We start from the raw sequence: 13,604 nt of genomic DNA, 5'->3' as shown, positions 1-13,604 counted from the left end.
CTATATTGACAAATATACAAAAAACAGTTTATAAACTTCTAAACATCAATTTTTAAACCATCAAACGCTAAAAAAACATTTTCTGGAAGCACTTTAGAAACCTCTTCATGAAAACCTAATTTATGACTTATATGAGTAAAATATGCTTTTTTAGGCTGAATTTCATCAACAAAATCTAGAGCCTCTTTCAGGTTAAAATGAGTAGGATGTTCTTCTATCCTTAAGGCATTTACGATTAAAACATCTAAATTTTTGAGCTTTAACTTTTCTTCTTTAGAAATATGTTTTACATCTGTCAAATAAGCAATATTTTCAATTCTATATCCTGTAACAGGTAAATTACCATGCATCACATTAATAGGTGTTACTTTTAAATCTTCTAACAAAAAAGAGTCTTCTTCAATTAAGTTTGACTGAACACTTGGTGCTCCTGGGTATCTATTTTCTTTACTAAAAATATACTGAAAACGTTGCTCTAAACTTTCTAAGGTTCTCTTGTTTAAATAAATTGGCATCTCTCCTATTTGATAACAAAAAGGTCTTAAATCATCTAAACCAGCTGTATGATCTGAATGTTCATGTGTAAATAAAACCCCATTTAAAGATTGCACATTTTCTCTTAACATTTGTTGTCTAAAATCGGGACCACAATCTATTACATAAGAATATGTTTTCCAAGAAATTAAGATTGAGGATCGCAAACGTTTATCTTTTTTATTTTTAGACAAACAAACGGGGTGATTATTAGCAATCATAGGGATACCTTGTGAGGTCCCTGTACCTAAAAAAGTAATGTTAATTTTCTTTGATTTCATTAAAACAAAAATAAGATAAAAATTGACTGATGAGTGTCTATTTTAGTACATTTGTTACCACATAATAAATCAATAAATCATATTTATGGCAATTTCTTTAAAAGGAGATCAAAAGATAAGCATTGTACCGTCTATAAAAAGTAAAGCTTTAAGAATAAACTTAAATTCTGATATTTACGGAACCTTTGCTGAAATTGGAGCAGGACAAGAAACTGCACGTAACTTCTTTAGATCTGGTGCAGCCTCAGGTACAATTGCCAAAGCTATGAGTGCATATGATAAAGATTTTTCTGATGCTATTTACGGTATTGAAGAAGACAAACGTTATGTTACTCAACCACGTTTAAAGAAGATGTTAGGCCATGAAATTGATTTAATGGAAGACCGTTTAAGTAGACACAAACATCCAGATAAATTATTTTTTAGTTACGCAAACACAGTAACCACAATAGATTTTGCTAAAAAGTTTAAAGGTCATGGTTGGGTAGGAATTCGTTTTCAACTAGATCCTTTAGAAGAATATAATGAAATTGTTTTACACCTCCGTTTTAAAGAAACGGATGCCAGACTACAACAAGAAACTCTGGGCGTTTTAGGTGTCAACTTAATTTATGGAGCTTTTTATTTAAATGACAATCCAAAAGAATTAGTAAAATCTTTTTATGATAATTTAGATAAAGATCAATTAGAAATTGATATGATTAATTTCTCTGGGCCAAGATTTATGTATGTGGACAACCGTTTAATGAGTTTACAGTTACTTAAAAATGGTATGACCAATGCCGTTATGTTTGGTCCTGATGGGAATAACTTATTACCAGCTCACGTACTTTATAAAAAAAACATATTAGCCCTACGTGGTAGCTTTAGACCCGTTACTAAGGTTAACATGGATATGTATGAGAAATCTAAAAAACTCTTTTTTGCTGAAAATAAAGTTGATGAAAAAAACACAAAAATTATTTTTGAAATTACACTCAGTAATTTAAGAGCAGAAGGAGAAATAAATGAAAGAGATTTCTTGGACAGAGCAGAATTACTTTGTTCTTTAGGACAAAATGTAATGATCACAAACTTTCAACAGTACTTTAAATTGGTTGAATATTTTAGTGAATTTACTAAAGCTAGAATGGGATTAGCAATGGGAGTTTATAATCTTATTCAAATTTTTGATGAAAAATATTATAGAGACATCAGCGGTGGAATTTTAGAAGCATTTGGTAAACTTTTCTATAGAGATTTAAAAGTGTATATGTATCCATATCACGATCAAGAAACTGGAGAATATATTAATAGCGAAAACTTAAAAGTACATCCAAGAATGAAAGAATTGTATAAATTCTTTAAAACAAATGGTAAACTTGTTAATATAGATGACTTTGACAAAAATATTTTAGATATTTTCTCTAGAGAAGTATTAAAAATGATTATAGAAAACAAACACGGTTGGGAAGAAATGTTACCAGAAGGAATTGCTGAAACAATTAAACAAAAAAGATTGTTTGGATACTCTAGAGCAAGAGCTAGAAAATAATTTTAAAACAAGGTTAAACCTTTGTTCTTTTTAAACGTCTAAATAAAAAACGCTATTATTTGATAGACGAAGTTACTTTTATAGAAGAGCTTAAAAATGCTCAAACAAAAGAAAAAGCGTTCCGCGATTTAATTTCGCAATACAAAGAACGCCTGTATTGGCACATTAGAAAAATAGTAATTTCTCATGATGATGCAGATGATGTGCTGCAAAATACTTTTATAAAAATATTTAAAAATATTGATAAATTTAACCAAGAAAGTAAACTCTTTTCTTGGATGTATAGAATTGCAACAAATGAATCTATAACATTTATTAACAAAAGAGCTAAAGAAAGAAATGTAGACATCTCTGATGTACAAAATGAACTAGCCTCTACTTTAGAAAGTGATGTTTATTTTTCTGGTGATGAAATTCAATTAATTTTACAAAAAGCAATTGCAACTTTACCTCAAAAACAACAATTAGTTTTTAACATGAAATATTTTGATGAATTAAAATACAGTGAAATCTCTGACATACTAGAAACATCTGTAGGAGCATTAAAATCATCTTATTTTCATGCAGTAAAGAAAATAGAAAGTTATATAAAGACACAAACAAATTAAACCTTTTTAAAAAAGTTAAGTCTAAATAATAGAATGGAAAAAAATCTAAAAAATAGTATTCAATTTTTAAATCAGAAAACAGGTAAAACTACTGGTTTTTCTACTCCTTCAAATTATTTTGAAGAGGTAGAAAATCAATTTACGACTCTTTTGTTTGAAGAGAAACATGCTAAAAAAACAGTTTTTAAAACTCCAGATAATTATTTTGATACTATAGACAATGAAATTTTAGCAAAAGTTTCATCAACAAAAAAAGAAGTAAAAGTAATTTCTTTAAAAGACAGACTCTTAAAGTTTATTCCTGTTGCAGCAGCAGCTTCTGTAGTCTTATTTATTGGTTTAAATTCTCTTGTTTTTAACAAAACAGAATTAAGCCTTTTTGACCAATTAGATGATAACGATGTAGAACAATGGGTTTCTAACAATATCAATCTAATAAACGATAACGATATAGCACTAACCTATACAGATATAGAATTTGAAGATTCTGAAGTAATTCCGAACTCAATTAGCAATGATGAACTTGAAAATTATTTAAGTAATCATGAAGACATATCATTAATTTTAGAAAATGATTAAAATGAAAAAAACAGCATTATTATTAACCGTACTTCTTTTTGCAAGCTTTTTTACAAATGCACAAAAAAAAGAATCTAAAGGAGCCAATATTAAAACTTTAAAGATTGCTTTTATCACAGAACAACTTAATTTAACTTCTAAAGAAGCTCAAAAATTTTGGCCTATTTACAATAAGTTTGATGAAAAATTACATCAACTAGAAAGAGTAGAAAAATATAAGCTAATCACACAAATTAAAGACGCAGGCGGAACTGACAATATTTCTGAAAATGACGCTAAGACGATAATGAAAAAGATTGCAGATTTAGATAAGAAAATCTACACCACAAAAGTAGACCAGGATATTGAGTTAACAAAAGTATTATCATATAGAAAAATACTAAAGTTAAAATCAACAGAAAGAGATTTTATAAGAAATTTAATGAAAAAATATAGACGAAAAAAGACAGTCAATAAGAACTAAAAAAAAGGGAAGCTTAATAGCTTCCCTTTTTTAATTTATCAAGCTCATACAAACGTATAGCTCTGGTTTATTTGCTGTATACTTTTTTAACCAAATTGTTAATTCTTCAACTTCATAAGGTAGTAATCTTTTTAAAGCCTTATCTAACTCTTTACAAAACAAATCTGAATTAAAACTAACTTTTTTTAGTACAGTTTTAGTGTACTCAAACATTGCTCTAGCCATTTTTAATAAAATTAAGTTATAATAATAAACGATATCTAAAACATTTTAGTATATCTAGCTACACAAATTTAATAAAAAAACCATCATCTATAAAGATGATGGTCTTAAAAAAATGATAAAATTCAAGTCTATAACTTGTTTATTTTCTCTATTAAGCTTTTAGCTTTTGTTTCTAATTCTTCATTAATTGCTTTAAAATGTGCTTTTTTATTCTCAACACTTTTGTCGTTTACTTTAGCAACTAAACTATCAAATGTTTCAATAGCTTCATCGATAAGTGCATCACCTTTTTTAGCTTCATTTTTTAAAGTTGAAACATCTAAAGTATATTCAATAACATCTCCTAAAACGTAATTAATATCTTTTTTTAAGTTTTTTATACTTGCCATAATCTTTTTTTATTTATTGGTGCAAATTTAGTTTATTTATTTAAAAGAGCGTTAAAACTTCTTTTATATTTAAAACTGTTTTATAATTGGTTTTAGATTGCTCTTCTTTTGTAACTTCTTCATGTACCCAAGTTGTATGAAAAGGAACATGAATTGCAGAAGCACCAATGTTTATTAATGGTAAAACGTCTGACTTTAATGAGTTACCAATCATTAATAATTCTGATGGTTTGATATCTAAATGTTTGATTAATTTTTTATAATCTTTCCTTTTCTTATCACTCATAACTTCTATATGATGAAAGTATTTAAGTAAATTAGATTTTTCTAACTTTCTCTCTTGATCTAATAAATCTCCTTTGGTAGCAACAATTAATTTATATTTTCCTTGTAATTTTTCTAATACTTCTTCTATTCCTTCTAATAATTCAATTGGTTTTTCTAGCATTTCTTTACCAATTTCTAAAATAGCTTCAATTGTTTTTTGAGAAATATTATAATTAGAAAGCTCTAAAGCACATTCTACCATAGATAAGACAAATCCTTTTACGCCATAGCCATATAGTTTTAGATTTTCAATTTCTTTTTTAAATAGCTCTTGATCTATTTTATTCTCTGTTTCGTATTTAGAAAGCAATTTTGAAAATTGATGTTCTGCTTCTCTAAAGTAAGTTTCGTTTACCCATAAAGTATCATCAGCATCAAAAGCAATTACTTTTATATTCTTGTACATTATTTTTCTAAATATTTTTTTGCTTTTTCTAAATCCTCTGGAGTATCGATTCCAACAGCTTCAACATTAGTTTCTACCATTTTAATTTTTTTACCAATTTCTTGATATCGAATTGCTTCAATCTTTTCTGCAGCTTCTAAAGGCGTCATTGGTGTATGGTAAAAATCTATTAATGCTTGTTTTCTAAAAGCATACACACCTTTATGTTTGTAATATTTAACCGCAACATCTTTATCTCTATGATAAGGAATTACACTTCTAGAAAAGTAAATTGCTAAATTATTTACATCTGTAATTACCTTAACATTATTTGGGTTTTCTATATCTTCTTTATCGGTGATTTGTACTTTCAAAGAAGCTAAATCTATTTCATATTTGCTGTCTTTTTTAAAAACATCAATTAATTTAGTAAGAGAAATGGCATCAATAAAAGGCTCATCTCCTTGTACATTTATAACAATATCAGCTTCTATATTTTCAACAGCTTCTGCAATTCTATCAGAGCCACATTCGTGTTCCTTTTTACTCATAATTGCTTTCCCTCCTGCACTTTCAATGGTCTTAAAAATAACATCAGAATCCGTTACTATAAAAACATCATCAAACAAATTGGTTGTTAAAGCTGCTTCATAAGTTCTTAGAATTACAGGTTTCCCTCCTAAGTCTTTCATTAACTTCCCTGGAAAACGACTAGCACTATAACGTGCAGGAATCATTGCAATTATTTTCATAAATATTATTTAATATACACTTCTAATAATTCTGATTTTTCTTCAGAAAAAATCTCAATTGCTTTAATACAAGCAGGCACTAAAATGGTTTCACCCATTTCTAGTTTTTCTGTTTGATTATCATAGTGAAACGTTACACTACCTTCTACGCACATATAAATCACAAAACTATCTTTATTATTATGATTGATAGATATCTTGCCTTTTATTGGTAAAACATTTGTTGTAAAATATGGGCAAGAAACAATTTCTGAAGGAGTATTTTCTTCTTTAGAATATACTGACTTGTAAGAATTTTGAGCTGAATAATCTATAGCATCAATTGCTTCTTCTGTATGTAGTTCTCTAAACGTTCCATCAGGATTTGGTCTATCCCAATCGTAAATTCTGTACGTAATATTAGATGTTTGTTGAATTTCCGCCAATAAAACTCCAGCACCTATTGCATGTACTCTTCCCGATGGAATAAAGTAAACATCGCCTTTATTGACTTCATCTACATTTAAAACATCTAACAACGTTTTATTTTTTAAATGTTCTAAATATTCTGTTGATGTAATTTCTTTTTGAAAACCAACAATTAAATTGGCTTTTTTATCTGCTTGCATTACATACCACATTTCTGTTTTTCCAAATGAATTATGGCGTTTTTTAGCTAAATCGTCATTAGGATGCAATTGAATACTTAGTGCATCTTTAGCATCTATAAACTTAATTAAAATTGGGAATTTTTCTCCAAAATGTTGATAAACCTTATGACCTACTAAATCAGACTTAAACTCTAAAATAAGTTGTTTTAAATCTTTTCCTGATAATTTTCCATTCACAACCACAGAAGTATCTCCTTCTACATCAGAAATTTCCCAACTTTCTCCAATATCTTTTCTATTTGATTTTTTATTTAAAAGAGAGATTAGTTTTTCTCCCCCCCAAATTTTATCTTTTAGAATGGGTTGAAACTTTAATAGTTGCTTCATTATTTTTCTTTATTCTCCTGAATAAGTTACAAAATTACGAGGAGTTTCATATAACTTTATAGATAATTCTAAATCCTGGCTAATTTTTTCTCTTAGTTTATTATAAATAACTACAGAAATGTTTTCTGCAGTAGGATTCAAGTCTTTAAATTCGTCAACCTCTACATTCAAATTTTTATGATCTAAAGTCTCTTCTATTTCTGATTTTATCAATCTTCTTAAAATAGCCAAATCCATTACAAATCCAGTTTCCTTGTCTATTTCTCCTGTAACAGAAACAACTAATTCATAATTATGTCCATGGTAATTAGGATTACTGCATTTCCCAAAAACTTCAAAATTCTTTTCTACAGACCAATCTTTTCTATGCAATCTATGAGCTGCATTAAAATGTGCTTTTCTATGTACGGTTACTCTAGGCATTTCTTAATTTTTCAAAAGATTTATCAAATATAATTTTAAACCATTCTGTATAAACTGATGGATTTTTCTCCATATCAAGTTTTACGTCTTCCAACAACATCCATTTAAAGTCTTCTACCTCTTCTTTGTTAAGTATTGGGCTTTCATCAAAATAACCAATCATCACATGATCTAACTCATGCTCTGTTAGTCCATTATCAAAAGGAGCTTTATAAACAAAAGAAAACACTTCTTTTAAATCGGTTGTAAAGCCCATTTCTTCTTGTAATCTTCGTTTACCTGCATCTAAATTACTTTCTCCATTCCTTTGATGAGAACAGCAAGTATTTGTCCATAATAAGGGAGAATGGTATTTATGCGCAGCTCTTTGTTGCAACATTAGTTCTCCTTTTTTATTAAATATAAAGACAGAAAAAGCTCTATGCAGTACTGCTCTTTCATGTGCTTCCATTTTAGGCATTAATCCCAATTGGTTGTCATTTTTATCAACTAAAACAACTTGTTCTTCCATAATTGCAAATATAATGCAATCAAATAGCTTTAAAACTTAATTTTATTATAAAGTGATCAGAATTTTCTATTCTTTTATTTTGATGAATTATATTTGAGGTTCTAAAAAACCAAACACAAACCGTGAAAACTTTCTTTAAAATACTCATTTTTTTAACATTAATTTCTTTTTATCAATGTAGTAAAGAAAGAAAAGTAGAAAAAAATACGCTTAAAATTGAGACGAAAAAAGATCTTAAAAAAAAGAAAGAAAAAAAAATAGTTAAACCTTGGGATAGTTTAAATAAAGATAATACAGAAGCTTTTTTGTTAGAATACGGAAAACAAAACCCAGAAACAAAAGTCGTTATAAAAACAAAATTTGGAAATATAAAATTGCGTTTGTACGAAGATGTTCCGGTACACAGAGCTAATTTTATTTTTCTAACAAAAATTAAATACTTTAATACAACTGTTATTTATAGAGTTGCAAAAAACTTTGTGATTCAGGGTGGAAATTCTGACAATATGTACACACAAAAACAACGAAGAAAATATGGTAATTATTTAATGAAACCCGAATTCAGAAAAAACAGAACACATAAATACGGTGCTTTAGCTGCAGCAAGACAATGGGAAAAAAATCCAAATAAATTATCAAGTCCATTTGAATTTTATATGGTACATAAAAGAAGTGGTGCTCATCACTTAGATAATGAACATACCGTTTTTGGTGAAGTAGTCTCTGGTTTTGATGTTATGGATAAAATCTCTAAAGTTAAAGTTGGTGTAGACGAATGGCCTATTGATGATATAAATATGACCATTGAAATTTTAGATTGATAATTCTCTTTGTAAAACCTATCTTTGCACCTCAAAATTTGTAGATGAGTTTTTTAAAGGAAATAGAACGTAGAAGAACATTTGGTATCATTTCACATCCAGATGCTGGTAAAACTACTTTAACAGAAAAATTATTATTATTTGGTGGGGCCATACAAGAAGCTGGAGCTGTAAAGAATAATAAAATTAAAAAAGGAGCAACTTCCGATTTTATGGAAATTGAACGTCAACGTGGAATTTCTGTAGCTACTTCTGTTTTAGCCTTTATTTACAAAGACAAAAAAATAAACATTTTAGATACTCCAGGGCATAAAGATTTTGCAGAAGATACTTTTAGAACTTTAACTGCTGTAGATAGTGTTATTGTTGTAATTGATGTTGCCAAAGGGGTTGAACCACAAACAGAAAAATTAGTTGAAGTTTGTCGAATGAGAAGTATCCCTATGTTGGTTTTTATCAACAAGTTAGATAGAGAAGGAAAAGATGCTTTTGATTTATTAGACGAAGTAGAACAGAAACTAGGTTTACGAGTTACACCAATGAGTTTCCCTATTGGTATGGGATATGATTTTAAAGGAATTTACAATATTTGGGAAAAAAAATTGAACCTTTTTTCTGGAGATAATAAAACAACTATTTCGGATGGTGTTCAATTTGATGATTTATCAAACCCTGAATTAGACAAAATAGTTGGAGAAACTGCCGCTAATACTTTACGTGAAGAAATAGAGTTGATAAGCGAAGTTTATCCAGAATTTGACAGAGAAGAATACCTGAGAGGTTCGCTCCAACCTGTATTCTTTGGATCTGCTTTAAATAACTTCGGTGTTAAAGAATTGTTAGATGCTTTTATCGAAATTGCCCCATCACCACAACCTAAAAAAGCAGAAGAACGCTTAGTAGATTCTAAAGAAACAAAAATGACAGGTTTTGTGTTTAAAATCCATGCAAATATGGATCCTAAGCACAGAGATCGATTGGCTTTTATAAAAATTGTCTCGGGAACCTTCAAAAGAAACTCTCCATATTTACATGTTAGAAATGGTAAAAAAGTAAAATTTTCGAGTCCAAATGCCTTTTTTGCAGAAAAAAAAGAAATTGTAGATGAATCTTTTCCTGGAGACATTGTGGGAATTCATGATACTGGAAACTTTAAAATTGGGGACACTTTAACTGAAGGAGAAGTATTAAACTTTAAAGGAATACCAAGTTTTTCTCCAGAACATTTCCGTTATGTAAACAATGCTGATCCTATGAAATCTAAACAATTATACAAAGGTTTAGATCAATTAATGGATGAAGGTGTTGCACAATTATTTACCTTAGACATGAATGGACGTAAGGTTGTTGGTACCGTTGGTGCTTTACAATACGAAGTAATTCAATATCGATTAGAACACGAATATGGTGCAAAATGTACCTATGAAAACTTACAAGTACATAAAGCCTGTTGGGTAGAACCTGAAGATATCAAAAACGGTGAGTTCAAAGAATTTAAACGTGTAAAACAACGATACTTAGCAAAAGACAAACAAGGTCAATTAGTCTTTTTGGCTGATTCTGCTTTTACTATTCAAATGACACAAAGTAAATACCCAACTGTAAAATTGCATTTTACTAGTGAGTTTAAAAATTAGAAATTATGAAAAAATTGTTATTATTTTTTGTTACTCTTTTTAGTTTAAACAACTATTCTCAAACTTATGACTTATCAGAATTAAACGGAAAAGAACTTAAAAATAATATTAGATTAAGTTACATTTTAGTCTACCAACCAGACGAACAAGTTGGATATACCTTAGACCCTACAATGGGATTTATTGGATTAAACTATAATATTCCATTAAATGATTGGTTATATACTGGCTTAGGATTTCATACTGCAATTACCGGAGATCAAGGAGGTTTATTTACTCTTGGAGTAAATTTAGGAGTAAATAAAAAAATTTATAAAAACCTTTATTTTGATGCAAATGTACATTTTGGTGGCGGTGGTGGTTTTAGATCACTTGTTAACGGAGGAGGTATTATTTACCCTAGTGCAGGTTTACAATACAAGAAAAAAGGATATTCTTTTGGAGTTCAATATGGTTATGTAAACTTTTTTACAGGAATTCAAAAAAACGATAATGTTTCATTTTTTATAGAAATTCCAACTTTAGTAAGAACAAGTTCTTATGAAAATGCTCAAAAAACATTCACTTTAAATAATGCATCCAATGATATATTCTGGAAAAATCCTGCTGTTAAGAGTGTACAACAAGTAACATTTGACTACTTTTTTCCTACCGGTGATTCAAGAACAGATGCAAGTACAACACCTAGTTATAAACCTATAACAAATACTTTAAGTATTATTGGATTTGAGTATCAAAAATATTTAACAAGCAACACTTTTATTTACGCACATGTAGATGCCATGTATAGCGGATTAACTGCTGGTTTTATGGATCTATTTTTTGGAGTTGGAAATAACTTTATAGAAACCAAGTATGTCAACTTTTTTGCTAAAATGGGAATTGGAGCTGCTGGAGGAAGAATTTACCCTGAAAATGGATTGACAATGTATCCTAGCGCAGGATTTGACGTAAAATTAACAGAAAAGTTTGGTTTAAGTGCTCATGGAGGTTATCATAGATCTATTGGAGGTACCTTTGAAGCATATACTGCTGGTTTTAGTATAAAATATTATGGTTTAAGTGGAGGAATAGAAGATCCTTTTACAGGAAAACAAATCACAGAATTAAAAACTCAAGGAATACAAATTGGTATACAAAATCAAAGCTATTTTGATGTTGCAAAATTTGGAATTCCAGATAGCGATTTACAATTAATAGCCTTAAAAATTCAATACGACTTAAATCACAGATTTTATATTGCAGGAGAAGCTTCTTTTGCATACGAAGGAGAATCGGGTGGTTATGCACACGGAATTTTTGGTCTAGGAATAAAAAGTAATAAATTCTTAAATGATAAATTTTCTGCTTTTCTAGAATTAGCTGCTGGTGTTGCTGGTGGAGGAAGAGTAGATTCTGGAGAAGGAATTTTAGTTAGACCTATAGCAGGTCTCAATTATCATCTAAATAACGATTTGTCTTTTAATATTTCAGGAGGACAAATGGTTTCTCCTTTTGGAAATGTAAATTCAACAAATATAAATATTGGTGTAAACTACGGTTTATCCATTTTAAACGGAAAATAATTTATTCTGATAACAATTTAGAATAGCCTCATATAAAACGATTAAATAATTAGAAAATGAAAAACGGAATATATGCAAAATTCACCACTCCAAAGGGTGAAATTTTAGTAAAATTAGAAGAAGAAAAAACTCCAGGAACTGTTGGTAATTTTGTTGCGCTAGCAGAAGGTAATTTAGAAAATTCTGTAAAAGAACAAGGAAGCCCATATTATGACGGATTAAAATTTCATAGAGTAATTCCAGAGTTTATGATTCAAGGTGGATGTCCACAAGGAACAGGAACAGGAAACCCTGGTTATAAGTTTGATGATGAATTTCATCCTGAATTAAAACACGATACTCCAGGTAAATTAGCAATGGCTAATTCTGGTCCAGCTACCAACGGAAGTCAATTTTATATTACTCATATCCCTACGCCATGGTTAGATGGTAAACACACCGTTTTTGGATCAGTTATAGAAGGACAAGACGTAGTGGATGCTGTTGCACAAGGTGATGATATGAAAGTAGAAATCATTAGAGTTGGTGATGCAGCCGAAAAATTTAATGCAGTAGAAGCTTTTAGAACTTTTGAAGGTTCAAGAGAAAAACGCGAAGCTGAAGAAAAAGCAAAACAAAAAGAATTATTAGATTCTGTTGCTGCTGGTTATGATGAAACAGCAAGCGGTTTGCGTTATCAAATTATACAAAATGGAACAGGTAAACAAGCTACAAAAGGCGCAGGGGTTTCTGTACACTATAAAGGACAATTATTAGACGGAACCGTTTTTGATTCTTCTTACAAAAGAAAACAACCTATCGATTTTAATGTGGGTGTAGGTCAAGTAATTGCTGGTTGGGATGAAGGTATTCAATTATTAAAAGTGGGCGATAAAGCTCGTTTTGTAATCCCTTCTAACTTAGCTTACGGAGAAGCTGGTGCTGGTGGAGTTATTCCTCCAAATGCTACACTTATCTTTGATGTAGAATTAATGGATGTTAAATAATCTATTTATAAATATTACAAATAAAAAAAACTCTCGAAATACGAGAGTTTTTTTTATGATTAAACTTAAAATAAGATTCCTAATGAATTAGAAAAAATTACAAATAATGTATATCTTTAGAACTCTAAATTTAATACATGAAAACTGCACAACAATGGTTTGATGATTACGCCGTAAGTCATCAAAATAAAACCAACCAAACAATTCACTATATCTGTGTTCCTGCAATCTTTTTTAGTGTCATTGGTTTGCTAATGAGTATTCCTCCAAGTTTTTTAACTTCATTTGAATTATATAACCCATTTTTTGAAAATTGGGGTTTTGTCTTTGGAGTCCTTATTGCTTTTGGTTTTTATTTAAGATTAGGTTTTTGGTACTTTGTAGAAATGTGTTTTTTAATTTTGATCTCTATTATTGGAAATCATTGGATTCAAAAACACTTTAATCTCCTGTGGTTTTCTTTGGCCCTTTTTGTTGTAGCATGGATTGGTCAGTTTTATGGACATAAAGTAGAAGGTAAAAAACCCTCATTTATAAAAGATTTACAATTTTTGTTAATTGGTCCTCTTTGGGTGATTCAAAAAATAGCTAAAAAGAAACGATAATA

17 protein-coding genes are annotated in these 13,604 nt (G+C 29.2%); 9 read left to right on the top strand and 8 right to left on the bottom strand.

Translation table 11 applies throughout. The annotated features are described in order from the left end of the window. Positions 1-38: 38 nt before the first annotated feature. On the bottom strand, positions 39-815 hold the full coding sequence (locus MC378_RS01710; RefSeq protein ID WP_242176984.1) for an MBL fold metallo-hydrolase: 777 nt from the start codon (positions 813-815) through the stop codon (positions 39-41). Between the two features lie 85 nt (positions 816-900). Here MC378_RS01710 and MC378_RS01705 point away from each other — a divergent pair, with 85 nt between their 5' ends. From MC378_RS01705 to MC378_RS01690, 4 genes are read left to right on the top strand one after another with little or no spacing between them, the layout of a single operon-like run. Next, a complete protein-coding gene (locus MC378_RS01705) occupies positions 901-2,349 on the top strand; it encodes a TonB-dependent receptor (RefSeq protein ID WP_242176983.1) in 1,449 nt (482 codons plus the stop codon). Positions 2,350-2,408: 59 nt separating this feature from the next. Next, entirely contained in the window at positions 2,409-2,957 is a 549-nt protein-coding gene (locus tag MC378_RS01700; protein ID WP_242176982.1) for an RNA polymerase sigma factor, read from the top strand. Between the two features lie 33 nt (positions 2,958-2,990). Then, the gene (locus MC378_RS01695) at positions 2,991-3,536 is read left to right on the top strand and encodes a hypothetical protein (protein WP_242176981.1); all 546 of its coding nucleotides are present in this window, start codon (positions 2,991-2,993) and stop codon (positions 3,534-3,536) included. A gap of 1 nt (position 3,537) precedes the next feature. Continuing rightward, the gene (locus MC378_RS01690; RefSeq protein ID WP_242176980.1) at positions 3,538-3,999 is read left to right on the top strand and encodes a hypothetical protein; all 462 of its coding nucleotides are present in this window, start codon (positions 3,538-3,540) and stop codon (positions 3,997-3,999) included. A 30-nt stretch (positions 4,000-4,029) separates the two neighbouring features. On the opposite strand, the gene MC378_RS01685 is transcribed toward MC378_RS01690, so the two are convergent. The 7 genes from MC378_RS01685 to idi form a co-directional block, all read right to left on the bottom strand. Beyond that, entirely contained in the window at positions 4,030-4,224 is a 195-nt protein-coding gene (locus tag MC378_RS01685) for a hypothetical protein (protein WP_242176979.1), read from the bottom strand. Between the two features lie 128 nt (positions 4,225-4,352). Beyond that, entirely contained in the window at positions 4,353-4,613 is a 261-nt protein-coding gene (locus MC378_RS01680) for a hypothetical protein (protein ID WP_242176978.1), read from the bottom strand. A 40-nt stretch (positions 4,614-4,653) separates the two neighbouring features. Next, positions 4,654-5,346, bottom strand: a complete 693-nt coding sequence (locus tag MC378_RS01675; RefSeq protein WP_242176977.1) for an HAD family hydrolase — start codon at positions 5,344-5,346, stop codon at positions 4,654-4,656. Further along, entirely contained in the window at positions 5,346-6,077 is a 732-nt protein-coding gene (kdsB, locus tag MC378_RS01670; protein ID WP_242176976.1) for a 3-deoxy-manno-octulosonate cytidylyltransferase, read from the bottom strand. Before kdsB ends, MC378_RS01675 begins: the two co-directional genes overlap by 1 nt. Positions 6,078-6,082: 5 nt before the next feature. Beyond that, positions 6,083-7,054: a type I phosphomannose isomerase catalytic subunit gene (locus MC378_RS01665; protein ID WP_242176975.1), complete on the bottom strand. Its 972-nt coding sequence runs from the start codon at positions 7,052-7,054 to the stop codon at positions 6,083-6,085. A 9-nt stretch (positions 7,055-7,063) separates the two neighbouring features. Continuing rightward, positions 7,064-7,477, bottom strand: a complete 414-nt coding sequence (locus tag MC378_RS01660) for a 6-pyruvoyl trahydropterin synthase family protein (protein ID WP_242176974.1) — start codon at positions 7,475-7,477, stop codon at positions 7,064-7,066. Beyond that, a complete protein-coding gene (gene idi / locus MC378_RS01655; RefSeq protein WP_242176973.1) occupies positions 7,470-7,988 on the bottom strand; it encodes an isopentenyl-diphosphate Delta-isomerase in 519 nt (172 codons plus the stop codon). Before idi ends, MC378_RS01660 begins: the two co-directional genes overlap by 8 nt. 122 nt (positions 7,989-8,110) lie before the next feature. Between idi and MC378_RS01650 the strand changes: the two genes are divergently transcribed. The 5 genes from MC378_RS01650 to MC378_RS01630 all read left to right on the top strand — a co-directional run bounded on the left by MC378_RS01650 (position 8,111) and on the right by MC378_RS01630 (position 13,602). Further along, the gene (locus MC378_RS01650) at positions 8,111-8,809 is read left to right on the top strand and encodes a peptidylprolyl isomerase (protein WP_242176972.1); all 699 of its coding nucleotides are present in this window, start codon (positions 8,111-8,113) and stop codon (positions 8,807-8,809) included. 44 nt (positions 8,810-8,853) lie between these two features. Next, positions 8,854-10,446 carry a peptide chain release factor 3 gene (locus MC378_RS01645; protein ID WP_242176971.1) on the top strand — a complete coding sequence of 531 codons (1,593 nt, stop codon included), beginning with the start codon at positions 8,854-8,856 and terminating at the stop codon, positions 10,444-10,446. 5 nt (positions 10,447-10,451) lie between these two features. Continuing rightward, positions 10,452-12,011 (top strand): hypothetical protein, encoded by a 1,560-nt coding sequence (locus tag MC378_RS01640; protein WP_242176970.1) that lies wholly within the window; start codon positions 10,452-10,454, stop codon positions 12,009-12,011. A 56-nt stretch (positions 12,012-12,067) separates the two neighbouring features. Beyond that, entirely contained in the window at positions 12,068-12,997 is a 930-nt protein-coding gene (locus MC378_RS01635) for a peptidylprolyl isomerase (RefSeq protein WP_242176969.1), read from the top strand. A 137-nt stretch (positions 12,998-13,134) separates the two neighbouring features. Beyond that, positions 13,135-13,602, top strand: a complete 468-nt coding sequence (locus MC378_RS01630; protein WP_242176968.1) for an Mpo1 family 2-hydroxy fatty acid dioxygenase — start codon at positions 13,135-13,137, stop codon at positions 13,600-13,602. Positions 13,603-13,604: the final 2 nt, after the last annotated feature.

This window comes from Polaribacter marinus (genome assembly GCF_022662535.1).
Taxonomy (GTDB): domain Bacteria; phylum Bacteroidota; class Bacteroidia; order Flavobacteriales; family Flavobacteriaceae; genus Polaribacter; species Polaribacter marinus.
Note: the sequence above shows the minus strand (reverse complement) of the source record. Positions and strands in the feature narration are given on the sequence as shown.

Excerpts from the sequence above, each read along its gene's own strand:
- MC378_RS01660 (WP_242176974.1), bottom strand. The coding sequence starts at position 7,477 with ATGCCTAGAGTAACCGTACATAGAAAAGCACATTTTAATGCAGCTCAT.
- MC378_RS01690 (WP_242176980.1), top strand. The coding sequence starts at position 3,538 with ATGAAAAAAACAGCATTATTATTAACCGTACTTCTTTTTGCAAGCTTT.
- idi (WP_242176973.1), bottom strand. The coding sequence starts at position 7,988 with ATGGAAGAACAAGTTGTTTTAGTTGATAAAAATGACAACCAATTGGGA.
- MC378_RS01635 (WP_242176969.1), top strand. The coding sequence starts at position 12,068 with ATGAAAAACGGAATATATGCAAAATTCACCACTCCAAAGGGTGAAATT.
- MC378_RS01685 (WP_242176979.1), bottom strand. The coding sequence starts at position 4,224 with ATGGCTAGAGCAATGTTTGAGTACACTAAAACTGTACTAAAAAAAGTT.
- MC378_RS01645 (WP_242176971.1), top strand. The coding sequence starts at position 8,854 with ATGAGTTTTTTAAAGGAAATAGAACGTAGAAGAACATTTGGTATCATT.
- MC378_RS01630 (WP_242176968.1), top strand. The coding sequence starts at position 13,135 with ATGAAAACTGCACAACAATGGTTTGATGATTACGCCGTAAGTCATCAA.
- MC378_RS01710 (WP_242176984.1), bottom strand. The coding sequence starts at position 815 with ATGAAATCAAAGAAAATTAACATTACTTTTTTAGGTACAGGGACCTCA.
- MC378_RS01695 (WP_242176981.1), top strand. The coding sequence starts at position 2,991 with ATGGAAAAAAATCTAAAAAATAGTATTCAATTTTTAAATCAGAAAACA.
- MC378_RS01675 (WP_242176977.1), bottom strand. The coding sequence starts at position 5,346 with ATGTACAAGAATATAAAAGTAATTGCTTTTGATGCTGATGATACTTTA.
- MC378_RS01640 (WP_242176970.1), top strand. The coding sequence starts at position 10,452 with ATGAAAAAATTGTTATTATTTTTTGTTACTCTTTTTAGTTTAAACAAC.
- MC378_RS01665 (WP_242176975.1), bottom strand. The coding sequence starts at position 7,054 with ATGAAGCAACTATTAAAGTTTCAACCCATTCTAAAAGATAAAATTTGG.
- MC378_RS01705 (WP_242176983.1), top strand. The coding sequence starts at position 901 with ATGGCAATTTCTTTAAAAGGAGATCAAAAGATAAGCATTGTACCGTCT.
- MC378_RS01680 (WP_242176978.1), bottom strand. The coding sequence starts at position 4,613 with ATGGCAAGTATAAAAAACTTAAAAAAAGATATTAATTACGTTTTAGGA.
- kdsB (WP_242176976.1), bottom strand. The coding sequence starts at position 6,077 with ATGAAAATAATTGCAATGATTCCTGCACGTTATAGTGCTAGTCGTTTT.